The following is a 26,990-nucleotide window of genomic DNA, read 5'->3' as shown; positions in this document are numbered from 1 at the left end:
AAAGGGCTACGCCACATGACCCGAGACATCAACCGACCACTCACCCTGCTCGGCATCCACCCCTAACCCCACAACGACTTTGCCGGAACCCTGCCGCCGGGGGCCGGGACCCGTGCCGCCAGCCGGTCCAGGAACTCGCTCAGGATCTGATCACGCATCGGGCCTCGTCCTCCACGGGTCGTACGGTCGCGGTCAGCGGCGAATGCGCTCCATACCGGGGTCGAACAGCGGTTCGGCGGCGACCGTCGCCGCGATCCGGCGGCCGAAGTACTCGATCTCCACCGGCGTGCCGACCTCGGCCGTCGCGGGCAGCCACGCGTAGGCTATCGGCTTGCGGATCGTGAACCCGTAGGCGGCACTGGTGACATAGCCCGCGGGCCGTCCGTCCACGAACACCGGTTCCTTGCCGAGCACCACCGAGCGCCCGTCGTCGATGGTGAGACAGCGCAGCCGCCGCGCCGCGGTTTCCTCGCTCCGGCCGTCGATGGCTTCCCTGCCGAGGAACTCCCCCTTGGCGGGACGCACCGCGAACCCGACCCCTGCCTCGTACGGGTCGTGCTCGGTGGTCATGTCCGTGCCCCACAGGCGATAGCCCTTCTCCAGCCGCAGGCTGTTGAACGCGGCACGGCCCGCGGCGATGACGCCGAGATCCTGCCCGGCGGCCCACAGCGCGTCCCACAGCCGAAGCCCGTTGTCGGCGCTGGTGTAGATCTCCCAGCCGAGTTCGCCCACATAGGACAGTCGCATCGCGGTCACCGGGACTCCGGCCACGCGTGCGTGCCGGGCGCGGAAGTACTTGAGGCCCTCGTGCGAGAAGTCCTCGCGGCTCAGCGGCTGGACCAGATCCCGGGCCGCCGGGCCCCAGACGCCGAGGCAGCAGGTCCCGCCGGTGATGTCGCGGACCCGGACGCTCCCGTCGCCGGGCAGGTTCTTGCGGAAGTGGTCGGCGTCCAGATTGCCGTTGATGCCGACCTGGAAGACGTCGGGTTCGAGCCGGGCCACGGTGACGTCGCTGCGGACGCCGCCCGCGTCGTCGAGCATGAGCGTGTAGGTGACCGAGCCGACCGACTTGGTGAGCTTGTTGGTGGTGAGCCGTTCGAGGAAGGCGAGCGCGCCCGGCCCGCTCACCTCGACGCGTTTGAGCGGTGTCATGTCGTAGAGCGCGACGGCGGTGCGGGTGCGCCACGCCTCCGCGGCCGCGATCGGCGAATGGAACTGCGCCGACCAGGCGTCGCGGGCCGGGGGCAGCCAGTCGTGCGGCATCTCCTTGACCAGTGGCGCGTTCGCCTCGTACCAGTGCGGCCGTTCCCAGCCCGCGGCCTCCAGGAAGAAGGCGCCGAGTGCACGCTGCCGCGCGTGGAACGGCGTGACCCGCAGATCCCGCGGGGAAAGCTTGGACTGCAAGGGATGCAGGACGTCGTAGATCTCGACGAAGTTCTGCTGCGAGGTCTCGTCGACGTACTCCTGCGAGAGCTGGACCTCCTCGAAGCGGTTGACGTCGACCTCGTGCAGGTCGGTCTCCGACCGCCCGTGCACCAGCTGCTCGGCGACGGCCTTGGCGATACCCGCCGAATGCGTCACCCAGACGGCCTCGGCCACCCAGAACCCGCGCACGTCCGCCGATTCCCCCACGAGCGACTGACCGTCGGGGGTGAAGGAGAAGATGCCGTTGAAACCTTCCTCCACCTTGGTCTGCCGCAGTGCCGGGAGCAGCAGCTTGCTCTCCTCCCACGACGGCGCGAAATCCTCGTCGGTGAAGGGAAGCATGGACGGCATCGCGTGCTCGCCGATCTCGCCCTCTTCGTCCAAATCGGACAGTTCGACAGGCATCGGCCGGTGCGCGTAGGACCCGATGCCGAGGCGGTCGTTGTGCTCGCGGAAGTAGAGGTCCTGGTCCTGGTGCCGCAGGATCGGCAGGCTCGCCTCGGTGATCTCGGTGTTGCGCCCGACGAGTTCGGCCAGCTGCCCTGTCTTGGCGTACTGGTGCGCCAGCGGGAGCAGCGGGACGTCCATGCCGGCCATCGCGCCGATCCGGCGTCCCCAGAACCCGGCGCAGGACACCACGATGTCGGCGTCGAACACGCCGGCGTCGGTCTCGACCCCGGTCACCCGGCCGCCGTGCTGGAGCACGCCGGTGACCTTGGTGGAGCCGACGAACCGGGCGCCTCGCTCCTCGGCTCGGCGGGTCAGCGCGACGACCGCCCGCCCGGCCTTCGCCAGCCCGTCGGTCGGGACGTACAGCGCGCCGAACACCTTGTCGATGTCCAGCAGCGGATAGCGACGGAGGCATTCGTCCGGGTCGATGAGCCCGGACCCGATCCCCCACGACGTCGCCCAGCCGTGCTTGCGCTTGAGATCCTCCCAGCGCGCGGGCGTCGTCGCCACCTCCATCCCGCCGACGGGGTTGAAGCACGGCAGCCCGTCGACGTCCAGTGTGGAGAACTTCTCGACGGTGTACCGCGCGAACTCCGTCATCGTCTTGGACGCGTTGGTCTGGAACACGAGCCCCGGCGCGTGCGAGGTCGAGCCGCCGGTCAGCGGGAGGGGGCCCTGATCGAGCACCGTGACGTCGGCCCACCCCCGGCTGGTCAGCTCGTCGGCGAGGTTGGCGCCCACGATCCCGGCGCCGATGATCACGACACGAGGCGATGCGGTCATGGGAATCCTCCTGGGTCGGAGTTCGGGATGGGTCAGCGGAAGACGACGGTGCTGTTGCCGTTGAGCAGGACGCGGCGTTCGCAGTGCCAGCGGACGGCACGGGACAACGCGAGCGCCTCGGCGTCGCGGCCGACGGTCACCAGCGCACGGGGACCGTAGCTGTGGTCGACACGCTGGACCTCCTGCTCGATGATCGGCCCCTCGTCGAGATCGGGCGTGACGTAGTGGGCGGTCGCGCCGACGTATTTGACGCCGCGGTCATACGCCTGGTGATAGGGCTTGGCGCCCTTGAAACCGGGCAGGAACGAGTGGTGGATGTTGATCGCGCGGCCCTGGAGCTTGACGCACAGCTCGTTGGACAGCACCTGCATGTACCGCGCGAGCACGACGAGGTCGGCCTGGTACTCGTCGACCAGTTCGAGCAGCCGCCGCTCCGCCTCGGGTTTGGTCTCCGGCGTGACCGGGACTCGCACGAACGGGAGCCCGGCGGCCTCGGCCATCGGCCGCAGGTCCTCGTGGTTGGACACCACCAGCGCGATGTCCGCGCCGAGGCTGCCCGCCCGCCAGCGGAACAGCAGATCGTTGAGGCAGTGCCCGAACTTCGAGACCATCACCAGGATCCGGTCCGGACGTCCGTCGGAGAACTCGAACTCCATCGCGAATTCCCGTGCCACGGGGCCGAAATCCTGGGCCAGACCGTCCACTGTGGTCTCTTTGCCGGTCTCGTCGCCGGGGCAGGTGAAGGATGTGCGGAGGAACAACGAGCCTCGCACGTCGTCATCGAACTGCTGATGCTCGACGATGTCGCAACCCCGGCCGACGAGGAACGTCGTCACCGCGTGCACGATGCCGGATCGCTCGGGGCACTTGAGGGTCAGGGTGAAGGACTGTGCCACGGGAATTCACTCCTGATCGCCGGAGGAGGGGACGTATTCGACCGCGGCGTCGATCAGCCACCCACCGAAGTAGGCCGCGAACGACGACCGGACCAGCACGGCGAACTCGTCACGGGCGGCGTCACGCACCAGCAGGACGATGCCGGTCCGCGCGAGCAACGTCTGCACGCACGTCCCGGTCCCGGCGACGGCCGGATGCAGATCCACCGAGCAGCCGTGCGCGAGCACGTCCCGGACCCGGGGCCCGGACAGTGTGACCAGCGTCCGCTGTCCCGACACGTCGACCACCGCGCCCGGCGCGTCGCCCAGCGCCGAACGCACCACGTCCTCCAGCTCCGGACGCGTACCGAGGACGAGATATTCGTCCGGCCCCATCCAGCAGATCTCCACCGCCCCCGCCCCCCGGCTGAACGTGCACGGCGTGGTGGGTAGCGCGACGCCCAGCGCCGCGCCCAGCCGGGCTACCGCGGCGTCGTCACGGACGCGCACGGTCAGCTGAGTCAGGAACGGTTCCTCCGCGACCCGCAACGCGGGCGCGAGCGAAGCAAGCCGCGTGGCCTGCTCGGCGAGCGGTGAACGCCGTAAGGTCTCAACCGTCACGACGGGCCCCTTCCTTGTCATACAACACGGAATCAGTGACCGTCACCGGGACCACCCGGTCACCCACCGGCACGTACAGCGTCGAACCGATCCGCTCACGTCCCGACCGCACCACGGCCAGCGCGAAGGTCCGCCCCAGCGCGGCGCTCCGGTAGCTCGACGTCACGTGGCCGAGCATGCGCACCGGCGGCTCCGGCAGGTGGTCGGATTCGATCACCTGCCCGCCTTCCGGCAGCAGCACGGCCGGATCGACCGGCAGCAGGCCGACGAGCTGCTTGCGGTCGGGCCGCTGGTTCTCGGCGCGGGCGAACGACCGCTTCCCGATGAAGTCGGCCTTCTTCTTCGACACCGCCCAGGACATGCCGAGATCCTGCGGGGTCAGCGTCGCGTCGGTGTCCTGCCCGATGATCGGGTAGCCCTTCTCCGCGCGCAGGACGTGCATCGTCTCGGTGCCGTACGGCGTGATCCCGTACGGCTCCCCTGCCGACATCAGCGCCTCCCACAGCGCGACGCCGTACCACGACTTGACGTTGATCTCGTACGCCAGCTCACCGGAGAAGCTGATCCGGCACACGCGCGCCGGGATCCCGGCGACTTCCGTGTCCTGCCAGGTCATGAACCCGAAGGCGTCGTTGCCGACGTCGAGATCCGGCGCGACCGCGGCCAGCACGTCGCGGGAGCGCGGACCGACCAGCGGCACGGTGACCCAGTGCTCGGTCACCGAAGTCGCGAAAACGGCGAGGTGCGGCCATTCCGTCTGGAGCCACTCCTCCATCCAGTCGAGGATCATCGCCGCGTTGCCGGTGGTGGTGGTCACCAGCCAGTGGTCCTCGGCGACGCGGATGACGGTGCCGTCGTCGATCACCATGCCGTCGACGCCGCACATCACGCCGTACCGGATCCGGCCGACCTTCAGGGTGCTCATCATGTTCGTGTAGAGCAGGTCGAGGAACGCGCCGACATCCGGCCCCCGCAGATCGATCTTGCCCAGCGTGGAACCGTCCATCAGGGCCACACCCGCACGAGCCGCGCGGCATTCCCGCAGGACGGCTTCGTCCATGCTTTCCCCGGCACGCGGGTAGTACCACGGCCGTTTCCACTGCCCGACGTCCTCGAACTTCGCGCCATGCGCCACATGCCACGGATGGATCGCCGTGACCCGCGCGGGATCGTGCAGCTCGCCGCGATCTCGCCCGGCGAGCGCGGCGAACGGCACCGACGTGTAGGGCGGCCGGAAGGTCGTCGGCCTGCCCTGCGCGAGGTCCGTGCCCAGTTCGTCCGCGACGATCCCGGCGGCGATCATGCCGGAGGTCTTGCCCTGGTCGTGGGCGGTACCGATGGTCGTGTACCGCTTGATGTGCTCCAGCGAGCGCAGCCCGGCACCGGTCGCGCGGAGGACGTCGGTGACGGTCGCGTCCCGCTGCAGGTCGACGAACCGCGTATCGCCGTCCACAAGGGACTGACCGTCGGGAACCTTCCACAGGATCGCGGTCGCGACCTCTTCGGGCCGTGCGTCGGACACCGGCAGCGGGAAGCCCGCGGCCACGTCGAAGCCCGCCGCGGCGACGGCGGCCTCTCCCGCCTCGCGGCCCTGCCGCACACATCCGGCCAGGTCGAGCACACCCGCGGCGGATCCGGCGACACGCAGCGCGGGCAGTTCCCCGGCGGGGACGTAAGCTCCGAGCGAGGGCTCGTACGCGAGCTTTCCGCGAGCCTGGCTGAACAGGTGCACGGCGGGATTCCAGCAGCCCGAGACCAGGAGCGTGTCACACGAGACCGTCGATGAAGCACCACCGGCCGAGGCGATCTCCACCGCGGACACCCGGTCCGTTCCCGAAGTCCCGGTGACGACGTGTCCACAATGGACGCTGATCCCCCGCTCGGCGCACTCGGCCGCCCAGCCACGCGGTGCTTCGGGCCGCGCGTCGACGACGGCCGCGATCTCGACACCGGCGCCGGCGAGGTCGATCGCGGCGGCGTAGGCGCTGTCGTTGGTCGTGAACACCACGGCCCGGTGGCCGGGCACCACGCCGTAGCGATGCAGGTACGTACGGGCGGACGCGGCGAGCAGGATGCCCGGCCGGTCATTGCCGTCGAACACCACGGGTCGTTCGTGCGCGCCGGTGGCGACCACGGCCTGTTTGGTGCGAATGCGCCAAACACGTTGACGTGCAACGGTTTCCGATGCCGTGCCCAGGTGGTCGGTCCGCCGCTGGAGAGCGAGGAAGAAGCCGTCGTCGTAGGCGCCGAACGCCGTCGTGCGCTCCAGCACCAGGACATCCGGAAGCGACCACAGCTCCTGGACGACGCCGCGGATCCACTCCTGTGCCGGCTCGAGGTCCAGGAACTCGTTCGAGCCGAGCAGCGAGCCGCCCGCCTCGGGCTGGTCGTCGACCAGCACCACGCGGGCACCGGCGCGCGCGGCCGTCAGCGCGGCGGTGAGCCCGGCGGGGCCGGCGCCGATCACCAGGACGTCGCAGTGGACGTGCTTGTGGTCGTACCGCGCGGGATCGGGCTCCTCGGCGAGCTTGCCCTGGCCGGGCAGCCCCCTGGCGACGAGGCCGTCGTGCAGTTCGACCGTGGTGGCGGTCAGCATCGGCTCGGGGAACGGCTTTTCGATCTGCACCAGCGCGTTCGCGTCCTCGACGCCGGCGGCCATGATGCCGCGTGGCCTGCCGTACTTGACGCTGGTCGCGATCCGGTGGATGCCGTGGGCCAGCAACGCCGAGGCCAGTGTGTCACCCCGGTAGCCGGTGAGCACCTGACCGTCGAAGAGGAACTCGACGGGGGTGTCGCGGTCGATGCGGCCGCCCGAGGGCAGCCGGAAGGGAGCGGTCATGAGATCACCGGCCGGGCTTCGTCGAGGCGGTAGACCGCCAGGAGTTCGTGGGAGGAGGTGTCGCGGACGGCGTTGAACCAGCGACGGCAGCCCGCGGAATGGCTCCAGCGTTCGGCGAACGGCCCGGCGGGGTTGTCACGGAAGAAGACGTAACGCGCCCATTCCTCGTCCGACAGCGCCGACGGGTCCTCCGGATACGCCACGTGGGCCTGGCCCCCGTAGTGGAACTCGGCTTCCTCGCGGGGCCCGCACCAGGGGCAGGGAATCAGTTGCACAGCGAACTCCAGGGAACTCAGTGGGCGACGGCGGCGGCGCCGTGTTCGTCGACGAGTGCACCGGTCGTGAACCGGTCCAAGGTGAACGGCTCGGCGTACGGATGGGGTTTGTCCTTCGCGACGGTGTGCGCGAAACAGTCGCCGACACCGGGGGTGGCCTTGAACCCGCCGGTCCCCCAGCCGCAGTTGAGGTACAGCCCGGAGACCGGGGTGAGCCCGACGACCGGTGACGCGTCGGGCGTGACGTCGACGATGCCGGCCCACGTGCGCAGCAGATGGGCCCTGGCGAAGACCGGGAACAGCTCCAGCGCGGCCGACATCTGCTGTTCGATGATGTGGAACGAGCCCCGCTGGCCGTAGCCGTTGTAGCTGTCGATCCCGGCGCCCATCACGAGTTCACCCTTGTGCGCCTGCGAAACGTACACGTGCACGGCGTTCGACATGACGACCGTCGGATGCACGGGTTCGAGCAGCTCGGACACCAGCGCCTGCAACGGATGCGAGGTCACCGGGAGTTTCAGGCCGACCATCGCGGCGAGTACCGCGGAGTGCCCGGCGGCGCACAGCGCGACCTTGCCCGCCGCGATGCGGCCCCGCGTGGTCTCCACGGCGGTGACCCGGCCCTGCTTGGTCTCGATCCCGGTGACCTGGCAGTTCTGGATCAGGTCGACCCCCATTTCGGCCGCCGCGCGGGCGAAGCCCCAAGCCACGTAATCATGTTTGGCGATCCCGGCGCGAGGCTGGAACGTCGCGCCCATGACCGGGTAGCGCACATCGGGCGAGATGTTGACGATCGGGCAGATCTCCTTGACGCCCCGGGCGTCCACCCATTCGGCGTCGATCCCGTTGAGCCTGTTCGCGTTGACGCGCCGGACGCTGTCGCGGACGTCCTGGAGACTGTGCGCGAGGTTCAGCACGCCACGCTGGTCGAACAGGATCGGGTAGCCGAGGTCCTCTTCGAGGCCCTCCCACAGTTTCAGGGAGTGTTCGTAGATCCCGGAACTCTCGTCCCACAGGTAGTTCGAGCGGATGATCGTGGTGTTGCGGGCCATGTTCCCGCCCGCGAGCCAGCCCTTCTCCAGCACCGCGACGTTGGTGATCCCGTGCACCTTGGCGAGGTAGTACGCGGTGGCGAGCCCGTGCCCACCGCCGCCCACGATCACGACGTCGTAGGTGCGTGCGGGATCCGGGTTGTCCCACAGGAAATCGGGGTGGTCGGGCAGGTGCGCCCCGGGCGGGGTGGTCATCGCGCGGCCTCCTGCAGGTGCGGGTACAACGGGAAAGCTGCGGCGAGTGTCGAGACACGGGCACGCAGCGCGGCCGCGACCGTGTCGTCGAACGCCGGGAGCAGCGCGGTGGCGATGATGTCGGCGACCTCGCGGAACTCGTCGTCGCCGAAGCCGCGCGTCGCCAGCGCCGGGGTGCCGATCCGGATGCCCGAGGTGACCATCGGCGGACGCGGATCGAACGGGACGGCGTTGCGGTTCACCGTGATGCCGGCCGAGTGCAGCCGGTCCTCCGCCTGCTGACCGTCCAAATCGGAATTCCGGAGATCGGCGAGGACCAGGTGGACGTCGGTGCCGCCGGTCAGCACCGAGACGCCCGCCGCCGCGGCGTCCTCGGCGAGCAGCCGTTCGGCGAGGATCTTCGCGCCCCGCAACGTCCTTTGCTGGCGTTCGGCGAACTCCGGTTCGGCCGCCATCTTGAACGCGACCGCCTTCGCGGCGATGACGTGTTCGAGCGGACCGCCCTGCTGGCCGGGGAACACCGCCGAGTTGACCTTCTTGGCCAGTGCCGCGTCGTTGGTCAGGATCACGCCACCACGCGGACCGCCGAGCGTCTTGTGCGTGGTCGTCGTCGTGACGTGGGCGTGTGGCACCGGCGACGGGTGCAGCCCCGCCGCGACCAGCCCGGCGAAATGCGCCATGTCGACCATGAGGTACGCGCCGACCTCGTCGGCGATCTCGCGGAACCGCGCGAAGTCCAGCTGCCGGGGATAGGCCGACCAACCCGCGATGATCAGTTTCGGCCGGTGCTCCCGAGCCAGCCGGGCGACCTCGGCCATGTCGATCCGGAAGTCCTCAGTGGACACTTCATAGCCGACGACCTCGTACAGCAGCCCGGAGAAGTTGATCCGCATCCCGTGGGTGAGATGCCCCCCGTGAGCCAGCGACAGGCCGAGGATCGTGTCGCCGGGCTTGAGCAGCGCGGCCATCGCGGCGGCGTTGGCCTGCGCGCCGGAATGGGGCTGCACATTGGCGAAACCGGCGCCGAACAGCGCCTTGATCCGGTCCAGCGCCAGTCGCTCGATGACGTCGACGTGCTCGCACCCGCCGTAGTAGCGGCGGCCGGGATAGCCCTCCGCGTACTTGTTGGTCAGCACCGAGCCCTGGGCCTCGAGCACCGCGCTCGGCGCGAAGTTCTCGCTGGCGATCATCTCCAGGGTGCCCTGCTGACGGGCGAGTTCCTCGTTGATCGCCTCGGCCACGGCCGGGTCGTACTCCGCCAGCGAGCGGTTCAGCACCGCGCGGCGGCTGTCGATCGTCGCAGTCATGGGCATCCTGTTCTGCTGGTCGACTACTGGTATATCAGTCGTCGTGTAGACTAGCTCGCGTGAACACACAGGTCAACAGCCCGTCTCTCGCCGAGAAGGCCTACCTCCACATCCGTGATCGCCTGGTCATGCTCGACATCAAGCCGGGAGAGCCGATCAACGAGGAGGGGCTCGGCCACGCCCTCGGCATGGGCCGCACCCCGATCCGGGAAGCGTTGAAGCGACTCGAAACCGAGCGGCTGGTCGTCGCCTTCCCGCGCCGCGGCACGTTCGCCACCGAGGTCAACATCTCCGATCTCGCGCACATCTCCGAGGTGCGCCGGACGCTGGAGCCGATGGCCACCGCCGCGGCCGCCGAACGCGCCTCGGCGGCCGAACGCGAGGCGCTGCGCATCCTGCGCACGGAGCTGGACGCCACAAAACCGGCTGATGACAACGCCGACCTCCTCAAAGCCGATCTGGGCGTGCACCGCGCGGTCTACCGCTGTGTGCACAATCCCTTCCTCGAAGACACGTTGCTGCGCTACGACAACCTGGCCACGCGGATCTGGTGCGTCTTCGTGCCCCGCCTGCGGGGCATGGCGGGGCACGTCGACGAACACGTCCCGCTGCTGACCGCGATCATCGAGGGCGACGCGGGCAAGGCGGCCGAGCTGACCCTGAAGCACGTCCAGAGCTTCGAACGCGCCATCCGCGCCCTCATCTAGCGTTACGCGAGCCGCGCCTTGACCCAGTCGTGGAACTCGCCGATGTGGTGTTCGCTCGGCACGAGCACCCCGCCCTTGGCGTACGACCGCGAGTCCATCGCCAGCTGGCAACGCTCGCACGCGTCGAAGTCCTGCTGGTTCACCCGGTGGAACAGCTCGACCGAACGCGTGAGGTCCTTTCCGGACTCCACGACCTCGGGCAGGTAAAGCCAGTCGCAGCGCACGATCGTGCGATCCGGGGCGAGCGGGAACATCCGGTGCACGATCACGTGATCCGGCACCAGGTTGACGAACACCTGTGGCCGGACGGTGATCGCGTAGTACCGGCGGTCCTGGTGCTCCCCCACCCCGGGCAGCCGGTCGACGCCCGCGCCGCCGTCCACGGTGAAGCCCTGGACCTCCTCGCCGAACTCGGCGCCGTGGCCGACGTAGTACTGAGCGGCGTAGCCGTCGGCGAACTCGGGCAGTACCTCGGTGAGTTCGGGATGGATGGTCGCGCAGTGATAGCACTCCATGAAGTTCTCGATGATCTGTTTCCAGTTCGCCTTCACGTCGTACTCGATGCGACGGCCCAGCGCCAGCTCGTCGATGTCGTACGCGGCGATCTCGTCCGGGCCGCCGAGCCTGCTGTGGATGTCGGCCATCACGGTGGTCTCGAAGGACGGCGGATCATCGGCGAGACACACCCAGGCGTAACCCAGGTACTCACGCAGGTGCAGGCGGGTCAGCCCGTACTCGGCCCGGTCGATGTCCGGCATCCCGGTGAGGTTGGGCGCGGCGATCAGCTTGCCGTCGAGCCCGTAGGTCCAGGCGTGGTACGGGCATTGGAAGGATCGCTTGACCGAGCCGCTCTCCTCGGTGCACAGCCGGGCGCCCCGATGACGGCAGACGTTGAGGAAGGCGTTGAGCTTCCCGTCGCGGCCGCGCGAGATCAGCACGCTTTCCCGTCCGATTTGGACGGTCTCGAAGGTGCCCGGCGCCGGCAGGTCGGCGCTGCGCACGGCGCAGAACCACGACGTCTCGAAGATCCGCGCCTGCTCCAGCGCGAAGATGGTGCGGTCGGTGTAGTAGTGGCCGGGCAGGGTCGCGATGAGACTCGGGGGCAGGTCGGTGCGCGGCAGGTCGGTGCTGGTCACCACGAAGCTCCTCTCGGTGGCGGGAAGTCGGTCAGTGGCCGCGGGAGATCCACTCGCCGAGGTGCGGGGCCTCGGCGGCGATGGTCGTGGTCGGCCCGTGTCCGGTGTGGACGGTTGTGGTGCCGTCGAGGACGAGCAGCCGGTTCGCGATCGAGGCGATGATGACCTCGAAGTCCGAATAGGACCGTCCGGTGGCGCCGGGGCCACCCTGGAACAGCGTGTCACCGGAGAAGAGCCAGCCGTGCTCGGGAACGTGCAGGCTGACACCACCCCAGGTGTGCCCCGGTGTGTGCAGCACGCGGACGTCGAGCCCGGCCACGGTGAGCCGCTCGCCGTCCGACAGCGACCGGTCCGGCGGCCGGTTCGGGTACACCGCGTCCCACAGCTCACGGTCCGCCGGGTGGAGCAGGATCGGGGCGCCGACCTTGTCCGCCAGCGGGACCGCGCCGTTGATGTGATCGTTGTGCGCGTGCGTGCAGACGATCGCCGAAACCGTGCGCGTGCCGATCGCGTCGAGTACCGGCTCGGGGTCGTGTGCCGGGTCGATCACCAGGCATTCGGTGTCGTCACCGAGGATCCAGACGTTGTTCTCCACCTCGAACGTGCCGCCGTCGAGAGTGAACTCGCCGGACGTGCGAACGAGGTCGACCCGCGCGGACATCAGAGGATCACCACCGAACGCAGCACTTCGCCGTGGTGCATCTTCGCGAACGCGTCCTCGACCTCGCCGAGCCCGATCGTCTCGCTGACGAACGCGCCCAGCGGCAGGCGGTCCTGACGGTAGAGATCGACGAGCATCGGGAAGTCCCGGCTGGGCAGGCAGTCCCCGTACCACGACGATTTGACCGCGCCGCCGCGCGAAAAGACGTCCACCAGCGGTAGTTCCAGGCGCATGTCCGGGGTCGGCACGCCGACCAGCACGACGGTGCCCGCCAGGTCCCGCACGTAGAACGCCTGCTCGAACGTCTCCGGCCTGCCGACCGCGTCGATCACGACGTCGGCACCGTGGCCGCCGGTGAGCTCGCGAATGGCTTCCACCGGATCGGCCTGTTTCGCGTTGATCCTTTGCGTGGCACCGAGTTCGACGGCCTTGGCGAGCTTCGCGTCGTCGATGTCGACCGCGATGACCTCGCGGGCACCGGCCAGCCGCGCCCCCGCGATCGCGGCCCCGCCGACACCCCCGCAGCCGATCACGGCCACCGAGTCGCCGCGGCCGACCTGCCCGGTGTTGATCGCGGCGCCGATCCCCGCCATCACGCCGCAGCCGAGCAGGCCCGCGACCTCGGGCGGCACGTCCGGGTCGACCTTCGTGCACTGTCCGGCGGCGACCAGGGTTTTCTCGGCGAACGCGCCGATGCCGAGCGCCGGGGACAGCGGGGTGCCGTCGGTCAGCGTCATCGGCTGCTTCGCGTTGTGCGTGTCGAAGCAGTACCACGGACGGCCACGCTTGCAGGCCCGGCACACCCCGCACACGGCACGCCAGTTGAGCACCACGAAGTCGCCGACGGCCAGATCGGTGACCCCGTCGCCGACCGACTCGACGACGCCGGCGGCCTCGTGCCCGAGCAGGAACGGGAACTGGTCGTTGATGCCGCCTTCGCGGTAGTGCAGGTCGGTGTGGCAGACCCCGCAGGCCTGCACCCGCACCACGGCCTCGCCGGGACCGGGGTCGGGAATCACGATGTCGGCCACTTCCACTGGTGCGCCCTGCTTGAGCGCCACCACGCCACGAACCTGTTGGGGCACAGGCTCTTCTCCTCTCCGCGGGTCCGGACGTACCGGGTCGGGAACGGGCAGCACGCTGTCTCCCGGGACGGCCGCGCCGGCGGGATCAGGAGCTGCGGGGGATGATCGAGTTCGGGATTGAGTTGCGTATTACGCACGAGGTTGCCCTATCGGAAACAAACGATGACTGGGCATCAGGCCGGTGTCAAGACGCGTTTTCCGGCGAGCCACGATCGGAGCAGAACTACCCGGCGGTAACGATTTGCCGCGCCGGGCCAGGAGATGCCGCGGGGCCGGGGGTGCCGGGGGACGCCTTGGGTGCGTTCGATGCACCGGGGGCGTCCCTCGGTGCGGCCAACGCACCAAGGGCGTCCCTCGGCTCACCGGGCCGGGCGGTCAGGGGCCTTCGATGGCTCGGCGGAACAGGGCCTCGATCTCGGCGTGGGTCGGCGACGGGTCGGCCAGGACGACCTGCATGACCAGGCCGCAGAACATCGCCGCGAGCACGCGGCCGGTGAGCGGATCGGTGCGGGAGCCGAAGAACTGGATCAGCGCGTTGTCCCAGGCCGCACTCGCCGGGCGCAGCCGCGGCCGGTGCAGGGCGGCGACGTACAGGTCGTACTCGACGATCGTGTGCCGGGACGCGTCCTCGAGGTAGCTCATCACCAGCGCGGCCAGCTCGACGGCGAAATCGGCGTCCGGGTCGAGGCCCTTTTCCCACTCCCGCAGCTGCCGCACGTTGTTGTCGGCGGCTTCGTTGAGCGCGACTTCCAGCAGATCGTCCAGCGTCGCGAAGTGGTAGGTGGTCGACCCGAGCGGCACGTCGGCCACCTTGGCCACCGCCCGGTGCGTAAGCCCGTCGATGCCCCGCTCGGCGACGACGGCGATAGCTGCCCGCGCGATCTTCGCCCGCCGATCGGGATCGTTCGGCCCGCGCAGCCGTTTCCGCCCGTTCTCCTCGATCTTCGCCATCGTCCCGGCCCCAGCTCCCTCGCGGTCTCCGGCGGACATCGAACCGCCGACGGTGATCGTCGCACGACGCCCGGTGCGGAAATTGCCCGCCTCGCGATGTGGACAGACGTACATGCTTCGCGTACAAATGTACGCACTCGATGTGCTGCCTGTCACATCCACCCAGTTCACGGCCGCAGCGCTCACCGACGGGAAAGGCCGCATGAAAGACCTCCACCTCGACGGAAACTGGTCCGAGTCCTCCGACGGGACCCGCTCCGACGTGCTCAATCCCTTCAACGCCGAAGTGCTCTGCACGGTCGCCGTCGCGAGCCCCGACGACGTGGCCACGGCGGTCACGGCGGCGAGAAGAGCGTTCGACGGCGGCCCCTGGCGACGGACGAGCGCCGCGGAACGCGGCCGGATCCTGCGTCACGTGGCCGAACTCCTCGTCCGCGACCGCGACGAACTGGCCCGCACCGAAAGCCTCGACACCGGCAAGACGTTCGCCGAAGGACGTATCGACGTCGACGACGTCACGGCCGTCTTCCGCTACTACGCCGGGCTCGCCGACGCGGACGCCGGACGCGTGGTCGACGCGGGCAGCGGCACCGTCGTCAGCCGGATCGTGCACGAGCCGGTCGGCGTGTGCGCGCTGATCGCGCCGTGGAACTACCCGCTGCTCCAGATGTCCTGGAAGGTCGCCCCGGCGCTGGCCGCGGGCAACACCCTGGTGCTCAAGCCGAGCGAGGTCACCCCGCTGACCACGATCAAGCTCGTCGCGCTGCTCGAAGAGGCCGGGGTCCCACCGGGGGTGGTCAACCTCGTGCTCGGCCCTGGCCACGTCGGCGCGACACTGACCGAGCATCCCGGCGTCGACCTGATCTCCTTCACCGGCGGGCTGGCCACCGGCGAGAAGATCATGGCCGCGGCGGCGAAGGGCGTCCGGCGCGTGGCGCTGGAACTCGGCGGCAAGAACCCGAACGTGGTCTTCGACGACGCCGATTTCGACACCGCTCTCGACTACGCGCTGGCCGCCGCGTTCGTCCATTCGGGACAGGTCTGCTCGGCGGGTTCCCGGCTGATCGTGCAGGACGGGATCCACGACCGGTTCGTCGCCGAACTGGCCGCGCGGGCGGACCGGATCCGGCTCGGCAACGGACTCGACCCGGAGACCGAGACCGGCCCGCTGGTCTCGGCCGAGCACCGGGCGAAGGTCGAGCGGCACATCGCGGACGCACTCGCGGCGGGCGCGGTGCTGCGCGCGGGCGGCTCGCGGCCGGACGACCCCGCGCTGTGCGACGGATTCTTCTTGCGCCCCACCGTTTTCAGCGAATGCACCGCCGACATGGCGGTCGTACGGGAGGAGGTGTTCGGCCCGGTGGTCACCGTGGAGCGCTTCCGCACGGAGACCGAAGCCGTGGCGTTGGCGAACGACACCGATTATGGGCTGGCAGGGGCCGTGTGGACGTCGGACGCCTCGCGCGCGCAACGCGTCGCGGGCGCGCTCCGGCACGGCACGGTGTGGATCAACGACTACCACCCCTACCTGCCCCAGGCCGAATGGGGAGGCTTCGGCAAATCCGGCATCGGCCGGGAGCTCGGCCCGTCCGGGCTCGACGAGTACCGCGAAACCAAGCACGTCTACCACAACATCGCGCCGGCACCGCAGCACTGGTTCAAGGGCTGACGCCCGCTCCCGAAGTCCCCCACCACAGAGGACGTGGCCATGACGACACGCTCCAAACCCCCGAACACCCCGCCCGAAGCCGCCGACAGCTCCGAACTCGCGAAGTTCGGCTACCGCCAGGAGCTGGAACGCTCGCTGGGCGGCTTTTCCAGTTTCGCCGCCGGGTTCAGCTACATCTCGATCATGACCGGGGTGTTCCAGCTGTTCTTCTTCGGCTTCGGCTCCGGCGGCCCCGCCTTCATCTGGACCTGGCCGATCGTCTTCCTCGGCCAGCTCGCCGTCGCGCTGTGCTTCGCCGAGCTGGCGGGGCAGTTCCCGCTCGCCGGGTCGGTCTACCAGTGGGCCAAGCAGATCGCGAAACCCGCGACGTCGTGGATGGCGGGCTGGATCATGATCATCGGCGCCATCGTGACCGCGGGCGCGGTCGCCGTGGCCTACCAGATTATCCTTCCCCAGGTCTCGCAGGTGTTCCAGATCGTCGGGAGTCCCTCGGACGCCGGGCTGACGAGCACACCCGGCGGCGCGAAGAACGCGATCCTGCTGGCGCTCGGCCTGGTCGTGTTCGCCACCGTCGTCAACGTCATCGGCGTCAGGCTCATGGCGAAGATCAACAACTTCGGTGTCGCGGTCGAACTGACCGCGGTCATCCTGCTCATCATCGCGCTGGCCGTACACATCAAGCGGGGCCCGCAGGTGGTGTTCCAGACCCACGACACCGGCGGCGGCCATTCGCTCGGTTACCTCGGCGCGTTCCTGGTCGCCTCGCTGATGAGCGCGTACGTCTTCTACGGCTTCGACACCGCGGGTTCGCTGGCCGAGGAGACGACCCAGCCGCGCAAGCACGCGCCGAGGGCGATCCTGCGCGCGATCACGGCGTCGTTCGTCGTCGGCGGGCTGGTGATGCTCTTCGGGATGATGGCCGTCGGCAACATCAACGCCGAAGAGCTGTCGACGTCCGGAATGCCGTACCTGCTCAAGAGCACGCTCGGCAACGGACTGGGCAACGCGTTCCTCATCTGTTCGGCGATCGCCATCACGGTGTGCTGCCTCGCGGTGCAGACCGCCGCGATCCGGATGACGTTCGCGATGGCGCGCGACAACCGGCTCCCGTTCTCGAAAGCGCTTTCCCGGGTGTCGCCCAAGTCGAAGACCCCGATCGTGCCCGCGCTGATCACCGGCGCGCTCACCATCGGCGTCCTGCTGATCAACCTCGGCAACCAGCGCGCGTTCTTCGTGCTGACCTCGACCGCGATCGTCCTTTTCTACATCCCCTACCTGATGGTCACCGGCCCGATGCTGCTGCGCCGCCTGCGCGGCCAGTGGCCCCGCCCCGGCCACGGCCCGTACTTCAGGCTGGGCCGCTGGGGCACGCTCGTCAACGCGATCGCCGTGCTCTACGGCGCCGCGATGACGGTCAACCTGATCTGGCCGCGCGCCGAGGTCTACGGCGACGACCACTGGTACTTCCAGTGGGGCGCGGTGCTCGTCACCGGCCTGATCGTCGTGGTCGGCGGCGTCCTGCTCTACGTCCGCCGCAAGCGCTGGGCGGCCACCCACACCGGCCAGGCCGTCCCCGAACCGCTCACTCCCTAGCACCAGGAGGAATCACCCGATGAGTTCCACCCAGTACGACTTCGTCATCGTCGGCGGCGGTTCGGCGGGCAGCGCGCTGGCGAACCGGCTGTCCGCGGACCCGGCGAACAAGGTCCTCGTCCTCGAAGCCGGGCGCCCGGACTACCCGTGGGACGTGTTCATCCACATGCCCGCGGCGCTGACCTTCCCGATCGGCAGCAGGTTCTACGACTGGGGCTACCGCAGCGAGCCCGAGCCGCATATGAACCGCCGCCGGATCTACCACGCCCGCGGGAAGGTACTGGGTGGTTCCAGCAGCATCAACGGGATGATCTTCCAGCGCGGGAACCCGATGGACTACGAGCGCTGGGCCGCCGACCCCGGAATGTCCACTTGGGACTACGCGCACTGCCTGCCGTACTTCCAGCGGATGGAGAACTGCCTCGCCGATCCGCCGGACGGGCCGTGGCGCGGCCATTCCGGGCCGCTGGAGCTGGAACGCGGCCCGGCCACCAACCCGCTGTTCGGCGCTTTCTTCGACGCCGCCGAGCAGGCCGGGTACCCGCGCACCGACGACGTCAACGGCTACCGGCAGGAGGGATTCGCCCCGTTCGATCGCAACGTCCGGCGCGGGCGGCGGCTTTCGGCGGCCGGGGCGTACCTGCGGCCGGTCATGCACCGGCCCAACCTGACCGTCCACACGCGAGCGTTCGTCTCGCAGATCCTGTTCGACGGCGACCGCGCGATCGGCGTCGAATACGCACAAGGACGTCACGCACCCACCGAGGTGTACGGCAAGGAGATCATCCTGTGCGGCGGCGCGATCAACACCCCGCAGCTTCTCCAGCTCTCCGGTGTCGGCAACGCCGCCGAGCTGGGGAAGCTGGGCATCGACGTCGTCGCGGACCTGCCCGGCGTCGGCGAGAACCTGCAGGATCACCTCGAGGTGTACATCCAGTACGCCTGTAAGCAGCCGGTGTCGATGATGCCGTCGCTCGCGAAGTGGAAGCGGCCGCAGATCGGCGCGCAGTGGCTGTTCCTGCGGTCCGGACCCGCCGCCACCAACCACTTCGAGGGCGGCGGGTTCGTCCGGAGCAACGACGAGGTCGCCTACCCGAACCTGATGTTCCACTTCCTGCCGGTGGCGATCCGTTACGACGGCTCGGCGCCGACCGCGGGACACGGCTACCAGGTGCACGTCGGGCCGATGTACGCCGACACCCGCGGCACCGTCAAGATCACCTCGACCGACCCGCGCAAGCACCCGGCACTGCGCTTCAACTACCTGTCGACCGAGCAGGACCGGCGCGAGTGGGTGGAGGCGGTCCGGGTGGCGCGGAAGATCCTCAACCAGCCCGCCCTCGACCCGTACAACGGCGGCGAGATTTCGCCGGGGCCCGGCGTCGAGACGGACAAGGAGATCCTCGACTGGGTCGCGCGCGACGCCGAGACGGCACTGCATCCCTCGTGCACCGCCAAGATGGGCGTCGACGAGGGGGCGGTCGTCGATCCGGAGACCATGCGCGTCCACGGCCTGAAGGGGCTGCGGATCACCGACGCCTCGGTCATGCCCTACATCCCCAACGGGAACATCTACGCCCCGGTGATGATGACCGCCGAGAAGTCCGCGGATCTGATCCTCGGCAACACTCCCCTGGCCCCGATCAAGCAGCCCTTCCACCGCCACGAAAACTCGTCGAAACTACCTCGCCGTAGCTCTTGACGAGATCCTGACGCGCGATTCAAACTTGTTGCGTATCCCGGTTCGAGTTCCGCAGTACGCAACTCAACACAGCGCAACTCAACTACTCCCCCCGAACTTCAGCCCGGCACATCCCGGAGGTCCGACATGATGCGCGCGTGCACGGTGGACGAACTGCCCCCCGGGGAATCCGTGAGGATCCCCGGGGCCGTGCCCATCGCGGTGTTCAACGCCGACGGTGAGCTGTACGCCATCGACGACACGTGCAGCCACCAGGACGCCTCCCTCTCCGAGGGCTGGCTCGAAGGCTGCTTCGTGGAATGCCCCCTCCACGCCGCCCTCTTCGATCTGCGCACCGGCATGCCTTCGTGCCTCCCCGCGAAGAGGCCGGTGCGCACCTACTCCGTCGTGGTCGACGAGGGCGTCATCTACGTCCAGGCGGAGTCGCAGGAGGACGCGGCGTGAAGAGCGTCGCGATCGTGGGAGCGTCGCTGGCCGGTGCCCGCGCGCTCCAGGAGCTGCGCGGTCAGGGTTTCGAGGGCGACGTGGTCATGGTCGGCGAGGAGCCACACCGGCCCTACGACCGGCCGCCGCTGTCCAAGGAGTTCCTGGCCGGGACGAGCGACCGGGAGTCACTGGACCTGCTCGACGCCGAGGACGAACTCGGCGTCACCTACCGGCTCGGCGTCCGGGCGGAACGGCTCGACCCGGCCAACGGCAGGCTGACGCTTTCCGGCGGCGAGGAGATCTTCGCCGACGGCGTCGTCATCGCGACCGGTGGCCGGGCCCGCACGCTTCCCGGCGCCGAGGGCGTCGCCGGGGTGCACGTGCTGCGCACCCTCGACGACGCACTGGGGCTGCGTGCCGAGCTGACGGGGTCCCCGCGGGTCGTCGTGGCCGGGGCCGGGTTCATCGGCGCCGAGGTCGCCTCCACCTGCCGGGGACTCGGCCTCGACGTCACCGTGCTGGAAGCCCTCGACGCTCCCCTGTCCCGGGTGTTCGGCCCCGAACTGAGCGCGGTCTGCGCGCGGCTGCACGCCGAGCACGGGACACGGCTGCGCTGCCGGTCCGTCGTGAGTGGACTGACCACAGTGGACGATGGGCCGCGGGGCCGCCGGGTCACCGGCGTCGATCTGGCCGACGGCGGGCACCTGCCCGCGGACGTCGTCGTGGTGGGCATCGGCATGTCGCCCGCAGCCGACTGGCTGATCGGCTCGGGGCTGACCATCGGCAACGGGGTGCACACCGACCACGGGCTGGTCACCAAGCTGCCCAATGTGGTCGCGATCGGCGACGTCGCGCAGTACGCCGGCGGGGAAGCCGGGCAGCGGCTGCGCCACGAGCACTGGACGAACGCGACCGAGCAGGCCGGCGTCGCGGTGGCCAACCTGCTGGCCGGGCAGACGATCCGGAGCTACACGGCGAGCGGGTACGTCTGGTCCGATCAGTACGGCGGCCGGATCCAGGTCGCCGGGCACCCCGCGCCCGGTGACCGGCTCGTCCTCGTCGAAGGGACCACGGAGGATTCCTCCTTCGTGGCGACCTTCGAACGGGACGGTGTCACGGTCGGGGCGTTCGCGCTGAACAACGTGAAGCTGTTCAACCGGCTCAAGCGCCAGGCGCTCCGGCCGCCCGCACCGGTCGCCTGACGCTTGAACTCACTGCCCGGCGTGCCAGCTCGCGCGCAGGACGCGCTTGCCGTGCTCGTCGGTCACGGGCCGCCAGGTCATCCGCAGTGCCGGACGCGCGGCGGGCTGTTCGATGGACCGCCGCGGTGCCGGAGTGACGACGGGGGCAATGGGGGCAAGGCCGTCACCCCGGCTACCGCGCTGGGCGATACGGAAGAAAGCAGTCATGGTCATGGTGACCTCCCGGAGGTTCGAGGGATGCGGGTGAGCCGAGACTGTGTTCCGGACTCATGGCCCTCACCTCCTCCGGTCGACGTTCCGCTCGCTCAGTAAACCCCAGGTCACCCCCATTGGTCAAATGATTGTGCAAGTGTTCTAGCGTTGGCCTGCCGCGAGACGCGGGAAGAGCGGGGACGCGGCGGGCAGCCGCCCGCCCCGCTCCGTACAGGCCTCGGTCACCCGCGCCGCCGCGTCCGGCAGGAACGGCGCCAGCTCCTCGCCGACCGTCCGGCACGCCAGCACGAGCGTCGCCAGCACGGCGTCGAGAGCGTCCGGCGCGGCGCCGTCGCGTTCGGCCTTCGCCAGTTCCCACGGTTTGGCCTGGCTGACGAAGCGGTTGGCCTCGTCGACGATCGCCCAGACCGCCGCGGTGGCGCTCCGGAAATCGAACTCCGCCAAGGCTTTTCCGACTTCCGCCCGCACCGTCCCGACCGCGCGGTCCACCCGTTCGCCGCCCGATGCCCGGCCACCGCGCGGAACGGCCCCGGCCCGGTAGCGGTGGACCATCGCGACCACGCGGTGGACGAGATTTCCCAGCCCGTTGGCGAGTTCGTCGTCCGCCCTGGCGACGAGCCTGGCGAGGGTGAAGTCGGCGTCGCCGACGCGCGGTACCTCCCGTAACAGCCACCAGCGGACGGCGTCGGTACCGCATTCCGCCGCCAGCGTGGCGGGATCGACGGTGTTCCCGGCGGACTTGCTGATCTTGCGTCCGTCGTGGGTGAGGTAGTCGTGCACGACGATGTCGGTCGGCAGCGGCTGGCCTGCCGAGAGCAGCATCGCCGGCCAGTAGACCGCGTGGAACCGGAGAACTCCCTTGCCCACCAGGTGAATCCGGCGATCGGAATCGAGCCACCACCGCTGGTGCCCGGTGCCGCCGGAGCCGTAGCCGAGCGCGGTGAGGTAGTTGCCGAGCGCGTCCCACCACACGTAGATCACCTGACCGGGATCGCCGGGCACCGGGATGCCCCAGCCGCGCGCCCGCTCCGCCGAGCGCGAGATCGAAAAGTCTTCCAGTCCGCCGGCGAGGAAACCGAGAACCTCGTTGCGCCGCTGCGCGGGTTCGACCCGGAGACGTCCGCTCGTGACGAGATCGTGCAGTTGCCCGGCATAGCGGGAAAGCCGGAAGAACCAGTTCTCCTCGGCCACGTGCTCCGGCGCGACGTCGTGCTCCGGGCAGCGCCCACCGTCCAATTCGGACTCGGTGTAGAACTGCTCACAGCCGACGCAGTACAGGCCCTCGTAGTACCGGCGGTAGAAATCCCCGGCGCCGGCACAGGCACGCCAGAAGTGTTCGACCCCGGCGCGATGTCGCGGATCATGGCTCGTGCGCAGAACATCGTCCGTGGAAAGGGAAAGCGGCTCCCGCAACGCGACGAACGCCGCGGCGTTGCGGTCGACGAACTCCCGCACCGGTACGCCCGCGTCCTCGGCGGCCAGCACGTTCTTCAGCGAGTTGTCGTCGGTGCCGGTCTGCAGCCGGACCTGGTCGCCCTCGCGGCGCCGATGCCGGGCGAGCACGTCGGCCTGGACGAGTTCCAGCGCGAAACCGAGATGCGGCCGCGCGTTGACATACGGGATGGTGGTGGTGATGTAGGTGTGGGGCATCGGAACCTCCGGGTGGACACGGGGCTCCGACAGCCGGCGAGGCCCCTTGGACAGGGCCTCGGACGGATCGTCCGCGCGTGCTACCGGCCCCGGGAGCGGGGCATCATGGCGGTGCGCGCGAACGTCATGACGTCAGGTTAGCGAGCGCGGCGTCGTCCGGCCACCCGTTTACCGCGTGACCGAGCCCGGCCACTCCCCCGCTCGCGCGCGGACCAGCCGCGCCACGTCCCCGGTGGACAGGCCGTCGGTGTCCACACGGAAGTCGCCTATCCCCGCGCGTTCCAGGTCATCGGCTTCGCGCGCGGCCCGTTCCGCGAGCCGGTGCAGGGCCTCGGCGGGTAGGCCCTTCAGCTCGTCACCCGGGATCGGCGGGCCCTCGCCGCGCCCGCGCCGCAGGATCCGCTCGGTCAGCTCCGCGGGGCCGGCGTGCAGTCTGCACACTGTCAGCTTCGTGCCGGGTACCGCAGCGGCGTACCGGCGGACGGCGGCTTGGCCGGTGACCCCGCCGGAGACGATCAGGCAGCGGGCTCCGGCGGCGCGGAAGTTCGCCCACAGGGCACCGAGACTTCGCGCCTTGAGCGTGTGGTTGTCCGGATCGCCGTCCGGGATGGGCCGAAGAAAACCGAGCTGCGCCAGGTCGACATACGCAGTCTTGGCGCCGGAGCTCAGGAGATCGGCGAAGATCTCCCAGCCGACGGCGGATTTGCCGACCCCTTGCGGACCGCACAGCCACAGCAACGGCAGGGCCTCATAGTCTATTGTGGACACTGGAAGCGGCGCCACCGGATAGGTGATTTCGGCGGCGGGTCCGGGCCACCCGGTCTTCGCGCGCACCAGACGGGCGACGTCCACTGCGGACAGTCCACCGGTATCGACGCACAACTCACCGATGTCGGCGCGGTCCAGCGCCTCGGCATGACGGACAGCCGCGTCCGCCAGCTGCGTCTGCCAGCCCCGGGTGACGATCCGGTTTCGCAGCTCCGCCTCGTCGGCGCGTAGGCGGCATGACGTCAACGCGACCCCCGGCAGGCGATCGACGTACGCGCGAACAGCGTCGGCGGTGTCGAGGATTCCGGACACCACCAGGCAGCGAGCGCCCGCTTCGCGCAGGATCGGCCAGACCGCCGCGAGATTCGCCGCCTTGAGCCGATCGTTGCCCGGATCGTCGCCGTCCGCCGGATAACACAGGGCCAGCTGATCGATGTCGGCATACGCGGTCCGCGGCCCGGAACGGCCGAGTTCGGCGAAGATCTCCCAGGCCACCGTGGACTTGCCGACACCGGACGGGCCGTGCAGCCAGAGCAGGGGGAAGGAACCGTCACGCACGCCGGAGAGGCTAGGACAACACGTGGAGCACGGCTATTCAATTACCGCTGGGCTGCCAGTGGACTGCCAACCGCGCTGCCAACGGTCATCGGCGGCGGGCCGGGCTGCGAAGGTCGGTGGTGTCCGAACACCGCACCGACAAGGAGGAACCATCGTGAAGATGCTTCGCAACGGGCTGATCGCCGGGGCTCTCGCGCTCGCGATCGGCGGACTCGCCGCACCCGCCGCGTCGGCGGGCACGCTCGCACCGGTCACCCCGGACAACGGGATCGGGATCCTGAAGACCTGGCACGCCACCGTGCAGTGCCAGATCGTGCGCATCAGCGACAACCACGTCACCGGGTACAAGCGTGCCGACGGCGTGGGCAAGACCCGCGAGGACGCCATCAAGGACGCCAAGCGCAATGTCCCGGTCCCAGCGGGACACTACAAGCGTCATTGCGACGCCAAGCGGACCTGGTAACGTCGGCGGGGCGAGCCCGGCTCGCCCCGTTCAACCGTTGGGTGAGGGATGGCCGAAGAAACGAGTATCTGGGAAATCCGGCTGGGGATGCACACCACCCGGCAGCAGGCCGAGGAGATCAAGGAACGCATCGAAAGAATGCTGTGCCCCGATCCCGGCCACGCTCCGCCGTGCCCCATTCCCTGGTCGATTTCGCTGCTCCCGGAGGATCCCGAGGACGGCGAAGCCTACCCGGAACTGGTCGAGCAGGCCCGCCTCGAGGGTGAGCGGAACTCCTGATCATCAGCGCACGATCCTGATCGCCGGGGTCACCGCGGAATCGTCGGTTTTCAGTGTCCATCCGCCGGATGTTTCGAATCCGGGATTCCGCACCGCCAGCCCGATCGTCTCGACGTTGTCCACTCCGACGTCCACGGCGAGGTCGGCCGCCGGGGTGCCGGTGCAGAGCTGGAACGACAGGGTCACCTTGTCCTTGCCCCGCACGAACTCGGTGACGTCGATCGGCCCCTGCGCGGACTCGCCGTTCATCCACAGCCCGGCCCACCAGTCGGCCACGTCGTGGTCGTACACGAGATTGCCGTCCACCAGGACGCGCTTGAACAGATGCCCCTGCGCGACGAACGTCTTGGCGTACTGGTCGTAATCCCAGAACGATACCTCGTACCGGGCCGACGCCTTGTCCACCGTGACGAGCTGGCTCGCCGACGCGCAGGTGCCCGCCTTCGTAGTGGTCCGTTCCGGGACGGTGAAACTGAGCCTTCCGTCGCCGTACATCGCGCTGTTGTCGGTGCGGTAGCCGCGCGTCGGCGGTTCCGGCGGGAAGGGCCGGTTCACGAACGGCAGCCCGCGCAGCGTCGTGGCCACGGCGTCCCGGATCCGTGCCGGGCGATCCTTGGCGTAGTGGTCGAACGACGGCAGCAGCGCGTGGTTGTCGGCGATGAGCTGCCAGCCGCGGTCACCCTCGAACCCGCCGTTCACCACCTCGACGCCTTCCCCGGTGACGTCGTCGAAGCCGACGTCGAGCGGGAAATCGCCGACGCCGTTCTTGTCGAGGATCCGCAGCGTGATGGTCGCGGAAGTCTTGCCCCGTAAGGCTTCTGTCAGGTCGACGGTGTGCCGTACCCAACCGAAACCGCCCGGATCGGCGACGTCGGATTCCCAGGCGACGGCCCCGTCGACGAGCAGTTGCTTGAAGTGGTAGCCGGCGCCGCCGAGGTTCCCGTAGTAGCCGTCGTTGTCCACAAAGGACAAGGACTTGCGAGGAGCCGTTTCGCCGACTCGCACTCGTTGCTCGGCCCCGGCGTAGTCACCGGGCTTGGTCCCGGTGAAGGACGCGAGCGCCACGCTCAGCCTGCCGATGCCGTGGGCGGCCCGGTTGCCCGCCGTGATGTTCGGCTTGTCCCCCAGCGGCAGGCCGTAGTTGTTGATGCCGAGGATCCGGCCGTCCCGCACATACGGCATGGCCGCCTCGATCGACGCGGCCACGTACGTTTCGTCGGGTGGCAGCGCGGCGTCCAGGAATCTGTTGGTGTACAAGAGGAACAGCACACCCATGTCGCGAGGGGCCGCCTGCGCCACGATCGCGTCCAGGTTCGGCTTGACCGCCGTGGGGTCCTGGGTGTTGCTGTTGAAGCCGAGGTACGGGTACACGATGCCGTCGATGAACGGGGCGAAGCGCTCGTAGAACGCCGGGCTGATCGCGTCGGAGTAATAAGCGGTCGTGTAGAACCCCAGCTTCGGGTTGACCGCGTCCTGCGCGTCGACGATCTTGTGCATGTACTCCGGGGTGAAGAGCTTGCCGTTCTCACCGATCATGAAGTCGTCGATCGCCCACGAGACCACGTTCGGGTACCGCAGCGACAGCTGGGCGATCTCGTTCGCCCAGCGGACGAAGTCCAGTTTGTACGGTCGCGAGCACCGGCCGCGGCGGTACGGGACCGGATCGTCGAAACACTCCGACGGCGGAACGACGTACACCCAGATCCTGATGCCCGCGGCGGCGGCCGCGGGAGCGAACTCGGTGCGGAGGTCGTCCCAGTCCGTCGGCGAATCCCAGATCCCGTAGACGTAGGTGTTCAAACCCTCGCGTCTCAGCTTCGCCACGAGCCGCGGCGAGTCGATGTGCCGGTAGCCGTCGGCGCGAGGACTCCGTTCCCGGACATCGGCGTAGACGGTGTTCCCGCCCGTCATCGCCGCCTTGATCCCGCCTTCGGGCACCACGGACCGGCGGATGTCGGCCAGTGAAGCGGCCTTGACCCGCCGGGTGCCCGGATCGGGCTGGGCGGCCACAGCGGGCGCGAACGCCGTGAGGGCCAGTGCCACGCACGAGCCGAGGACGAGAGCCAGTGTCGACGTACGGTGGGGACCGCGCATGGTTTCCTCCA

23 protein-coding genes are annotated in these 26,990 nt (G+C 69.3%); 8 read left to right on the top strand and 15 right to left on the bottom strand.

All coding sequences use genetic code 11. From position 1 onward, the window contains the following. Nucleotides 1–192: 192 nt before the first annotated feature. The 7 genes from ACFW0G_RS35175 to glyA are packed head-to-tail and all read right to left on the bottom strand — an operon-like array spanning nucleotide 193 to nucleotide 9,822. The gene (locus ACFW0G_RS35175; protein ID WP_378329792.1) at nucleotides 193–2,658 is read right to left on the bottom strand and encodes an FAD-dependent oxidoreductase; all 2,466 of its coding nucleotides are present in this window, start codon (nucleotides 2,656–2,658) and stop codon (nucleotides 193–195) included. Between the two features lie 32 nt (nucleotides 2,659–2,690). Further along, on the bottom strand, nucleotides 2,691–3,554 hold the full coding sequence (purU, locus tag ACFW0G_RS35170; protein WP_378329791.1) for a formyltetrahydrofolate deformylase: 864 nt from the start codon (nucleotides 3,552–3,554) through the stop codon (nucleotides 2,691–2,693). A 6-nt stretch (nucleotides 3,555–3,560) separates the two neighbouring features. Beyond that, nucleotides 3,561–4,154 (bottom strand): sarcosine oxidase subunit gamma, encoded by a 594-nt coding sequence (locus tag ACFW0G_RS35165; RefSeq protein ID WP_378329790.1) that lies wholly within the window; start codon nucleotides 4,152–4,154, stop codon nucleotides 3,561–3,563. Further along, nucleotides 4,144–6,993: a 2Fe-2S iron-sulfur cluster-binding protein gene (locus ACFW0G_RS35160; RefSeq protein ID WP_378329789.1), complete on the bottom strand. Its 2,850-nt coding sequence runs from the start codon at nucleotides 6,991–6,993 to the stop codon at nucleotides 4,144–4,146. Before ACFW0G_RS35160 ends, ACFW0G_RS35165 begins: the two co-directional genes overlap by 11 nt. Further along, a complete protein-coding gene (locus ACFW0G_RS35155) occupies nucleotides 6,990–7,268 on the bottom strand; it encodes a sarcosine oxidase subunit delta (protein WP_378329788.1) in 279 nt (92 codons plus the stop codon). Before ACFW0G_RS35155 ends, ACFW0G_RS35160 begins: the two co-directional genes overlap by 4 nt. Before the next feature lie 17 nt (nucleotides 7,269–7,285). Beyond that, entirely contained in the window at nucleotides 7,286–8,515 is a 1,230-nt protein-coding gene (locus ACFW0G_RS35150; protein WP_378329787.1) for a sarcosine oxidase subunit beta family protein, read from the bottom strand. Continuing rightward, nucleotides 8,512–9,822, bottom strand: a complete 1,311-nt coding sequence (glyA, locus tag ACFW0G_RS35145; protein ID WP_378329786.1) for a serine hydroxymethyltransferase — start codon at nucleotides 9,820–9,822, stop codon at nucleotides 8,512–8,514. Before glyA ends, ACFW0G_RS35150 begins: the two co-directional genes overlap by 4 nt. A 59-nt stretch (nucleotides 9,823–9,881) precedes the next feature. Here glyA and ACFW0G_RS35140 point away from each other — a divergent pair, with 59 nt between their 5' ends. Then, complete coding sequence (locus ACFW0G_RS35140) at nucleotides 9,882–10,529, top strand: GntR family transcriptional regulator (protein WP_378329785.1); 648 nt, start codon at nucleotides 9,882–9,884, stop codon at nucleotides 10,527–10,529. 2 nt (nucleotides 10,530–10,531) lie between these two features. Here ACFW0G_RS35140 and ACFW0G_RS35135 read toward each other — a convergent pair whose 3' ends face one another. The 4 genes from ACFW0G_RS35135 to ACFW0G_RS35120 all read right to left on the bottom strand — a co-directional run bounded on the left by ACFW0G_RS35135 (nucleotide 10,532) and on the right by ACFW0G_RS35120 (nucleotide 14,362). After that, entirely contained in the window at nucleotides 10,532–11,650 is a 1,119-nt protein-coding gene (locus tag ACFW0G_RS35135) for an aromatic ring-hydroxylating dioxygenase subunit alpha (protein ID WP_378329796.1), read from the bottom strand. A 46-nt stretch (nucleotides 11,651–11,696) separates the two neighbouring features. Next, nucleotides 11,697–12,326 (bottom strand): MBL fold metallo-hydrolase, encoded by a 630-nt coding sequence (locus ACFW0G_RS35130; RefSeq protein WP_378329784.1) that lies wholly within the window; start codon nucleotides 12,324–12,326, stop codon nucleotides 11,697–11,699. Continuing rightward, nucleotides 12,326–13,411 (bottom strand): S-(hydroxymethyl)mycothiol dehydrogenase, encoded by a 1,086-nt coding sequence (locus tag ACFW0G_RS35125; RefSeq protein ID WP_378329783.1) that lies wholly within the window; start codon nucleotides 13,409–13,411, stop codon nucleotides 12,326–12,328. The genes ACFW0G_RS35130 and ACFW0G_RS35125 overlap by 1 nt, the downstream gene beginning before the upstream one ends. Before the next feature lie 375 nt (nucleotides 13,412–13,786). Continuing rightward, nucleotides 13,787–14,362, bottom strand: coding sequence for a TetR/AcrR family transcriptional regulator (locus ACFW0G_RS35120; protein ID WP_378329795.1), 576 nt, complete (start codon nucleotides 14,360–14,362; stop codon nucleotides 13,787–13,789). A 202-nt stretch (nucleotides 14,363–14,564) separates the two neighbouring features. Between ACFW0G_RS35120 and ACFW0G_RS35115 the strand changes: the two genes are divergently transcribed. The 5 genes from ACFW0G_RS35115 (at nucleotide 14,565) to ACFW0G_RS35095 (ending at nucleotide 20,954) form a co-directional block, all read left to right on the top strand. Next, nucleotides 14,565–16,031 carry an aldehyde dehydrogenase family protein gene (locus ACFW0G_RS35115; protein WP_378329782.1) on the top strand — a complete coding sequence of 489 codons (1,467 nt, stop codon included), beginning with the start codon at nucleotides 14,565–14,567 and terminating at the stop codon, nucleotides 16,029–16,031. Nucleotides 16,032–16,070: 39 nt separating this feature from the next. Then, entirely contained in the window at nucleotides 16,071–17,624 is a 1,554-nt protein-coding gene (locus tag ACFW0G_RS35110) for an amino acid permease (RefSeq protein ID WP_378329781.1), read from the top strand. 19 nt (nucleotides 17,625–17,643) lie between these two features. Beyond that, nucleotides 17,644–19,326, top strand: a complete 1,683-nt coding sequence (gene betA / locus ACFW0G_RS35105; protein WP_378329780.1) for a choline dehydrogenase — start codon at nucleotides 17,644–17,646, stop codon at nucleotides 19,324–19,326. A gap of 126 nt (nucleotides 19,327–19,452) precedes the next feature. Next, nucleotides 19,453–19,770: a bifunctional 3-phenylpropionate/cinnamic acid dioxygenase ferredoxin subunit gene (locus ACFW0G_RS35100; RefSeq protein ID WP_378329779.1), complete on the top strand. Its 318-nt coding sequence runs from the start codon at nucleotides 19,453–19,455 to the stop codon at nucleotides 19,768–19,770. Continuing rightward, the gene (locus tag ACFW0G_RS35095; protein ID WP_378329778.1) at nucleotides 19,767–20,954 is read left to right on the top strand and encodes an NAD(P)/FAD-dependent oxidoreductase; all 1,188 of its coding nucleotides are present in this window, start codon (nucleotides 19,767–19,769) and stop codon (nucleotides 20,952–20,954) included. Before ACFW0G_RS35100 ends, ACFW0G_RS35095 begins: the two co-directional genes overlap by 4 nt. 9 nt (nucleotides 20,955–20,963) lie before the next feature. Here the strand turns inward: ACFW0G_RS35095 and ACFW0G_RS35090 are convergent, their stop codons facing one another. The 3 genes from ACFW0G_RS35090 to ACFW0G_RS35080 all read right to left on the bottom strand — a co-directional run bounded on the left by ACFW0G_RS35090 (nucleotide 20,964) and on the right by ACFW0G_RS35080 (nucleotide 24,143). Then, the gene (locus ACFW0G_RS35090; protein ID WP_378329777.1) at nucleotides 20,964–21,167 is read right to left on the bottom strand and encodes a hypothetical protein; all 204 of its coding nucleotides are present in this window, start codon (nucleotides 21,165–21,167) and stop codon (nucleotides 20,964–20,966) included. Nucleotides 21,168–21,308: 141 nt separating this feature from the next. Next, a complete protein-coding gene (locus ACFW0G_RS35085; protein WP_378329776.1) occupies nucleotides 21,309–22,817 on the bottom strand; it encodes a methionine--tRNA ligase in 1,509 nt (502 codons plus the stop codon). A 168-nt stretch (nucleotides 22,818–22,985) separates the two neighbouring features. Then, nucleotides 22,986–24,143 carry an AAA family ATPase gene (locus tag ACFW0G_RS35080; protein WP_378329775.1) on the bottom strand — a complete coding sequence of 386 codons (1,158 nt, stop codon included), beginning with the start codon at nucleotides 24,141–24,143 and terminating at the stop codon, nucleotides 22,986–22,988. Nucleotides 24,144–24,297: 154 nt separating this feature from the next. Here ACFW0G_RS35080 and ACFW0G_RS35075 point away from each other — a divergent pair, with 154 nt between their 5' ends. Beyond that, nucleotides 24,298–24,606 (top strand): hypothetical protein, encoded by a 309-nt coding sequence (locus tag ACFW0G_RS35075; protein ID WP_378329774.1) that lies wholly within the window; start codon nucleotides 24,298–24,300, stop codon nucleotides 24,604–24,606. Nucleotides 24,607–24,654: 48 nt separating this feature from the next. Further along, on the top strand, nucleotides 24,655–24,885 hold the full coding sequence (locus tag ACFW0G_RS35070; protein WP_378329773.1) for a hypothetical protein: 231 nt from the start codon (nucleotides 24,655–24,657) through the stop codon (nucleotides 24,883–24,885). Nucleotides 24,886–24,888: 3 nt separating this feature from the next. Here the strand turns inward: ACFW0G_RS35070 and ACFW0G_RS35065 are convergent, their stop codons facing one another. Beyond that, entirely contained in the window at nucleotides 24,889–26,979 is a 2,091-nt protein-coding gene (locus ACFW0G_RS35065; RefSeq protein ID WP_378329772.1) for a hypothetical protein, read from the bottom strand. Nucleotides 26,980–26,990: the final 11 nt, after the last annotated feature.

It is taken from the genome of Amycolatopsis sp. NPDC058986, from assembly GCF_042741125.1.
GTDB lineage: Bacteria > Actinomycetota > Actinomycetes > Mycobacteriales > Pseudonocardiaceae > Amycolatopsis.
The sequence above is the reverse complement of the archived record's forward strand: the minus strand, read 5'-3'. Positions and strand labels throughout refer to the sequence as shown.

What these genes read in the sequence shown, in the direction of transcription:
- ACFW0G_RS35115 (WP_378329782.1), top strand. Translation starts at nt 14,565, where the DNA reads ATGAAAGACCTCCACCTCGACGGAAACTGGTCCGAGTCCTCCGACGGG.
- ACFW0G_RS35065 (WP_378329772.1), bottom strand. Translation starts at nt 26,979, where the DNA reads ATGCGCGGTCCCCACCGTACGTCGACACTGGCTCTCGTCCTCGGCTCG.
- ACFW0G_RS35160 (WP_378329789.1), bottom strand. Translation starts at nt 6,993, where the DNA reads ATGACCGCTCCCTTCCGGCTGCCCTCGGGCGGCCGCATCGACCGCGAC.
- ACFW0G_RS35130 (WP_378329784.1), bottom strand. Translation starts at nt 12,326, where the DNA reads ATGTCCGCGCGGGTCGACCTCGTTCGCACGTCCGGCGAGTTCACTCTC.
- ACFW0G_RS35070 (WP_378329773.1), top strand. Translation starts at nt 24,655, where the DNA reads ATGGCCGAAGAAACGAGTATCTGGGAAATCCGGCTGGGGATGCACACC.
- ACFW0G_RS35085 (WP_378329776.1), bottom strand. Translation starts at nt 22,817, where the DNA reads ATGCCCCACACCTACATCACCACCACCATCCCGTATGTCAACGCGCGG.
- ACFW0G_RS35090 (WP_378329777.1), bottom strand. Translation starts at nt 21,167, where the DNA reads ATGACCATGACTGCTTTCTTCCGTATCGCCCAGCGCGGTAGCCGGGGT.
- ACFW0G_RS35150 (WP_378329787.1), bottom strand. Translation starts at nt 8,515, where the DNA reads ATGACCACCCCGCCCGGGGCGCACCTGCCCGACCACCCCGATTTCCTG.
- ACFW0G_RS35100 (WP_378329779.1), top strand. Translation starts at nt 19,453, where the DNA reads ATGATGCGCGCGTGCACGGTGGACGAACTGCCCCCCGGGGAATCCGTG.
- ACFW0G_RS35120 (WP_378329795.1), bottom strand. Translation starts at nt 14,362, where the DNA reads ATGGCGAAGATCGAGGAGAACGGGCGGAAACGGCTGCGCGGGCCGAAC.
- ACFW0G_RS35175 (WP_378329792.1), bottom strand. Translation starts at nt 2,658, where the DNA reads ATGACCGCATCGCCTCGTGTCGTGATCATCGGCGCCGGGATCGTGGGC.
- betA (WP_378329780.1), top strand. Translation starts at nt 17,644, where the DNA reads ATGAGTTCCACCCAGTACGACTTCGTCATCGTCGGCGGCGGTTCGGCG.
- ACFW0G_RS35110 (WP_378329781.1), top strand. Translation starts at nt 16,071, where the DNA reads ATGACGACACGCTCCAAACCCCCGAACACCCCGCCCGAAGCCGCCGAC.
- glyA (WP_378329786.1), bottom strand. Translation starts at nt 9,822, where the DNA reads ATGACTGCGACGATCGACAGCCGCCGCGCGGTGCTGAACCGCTCGCTG.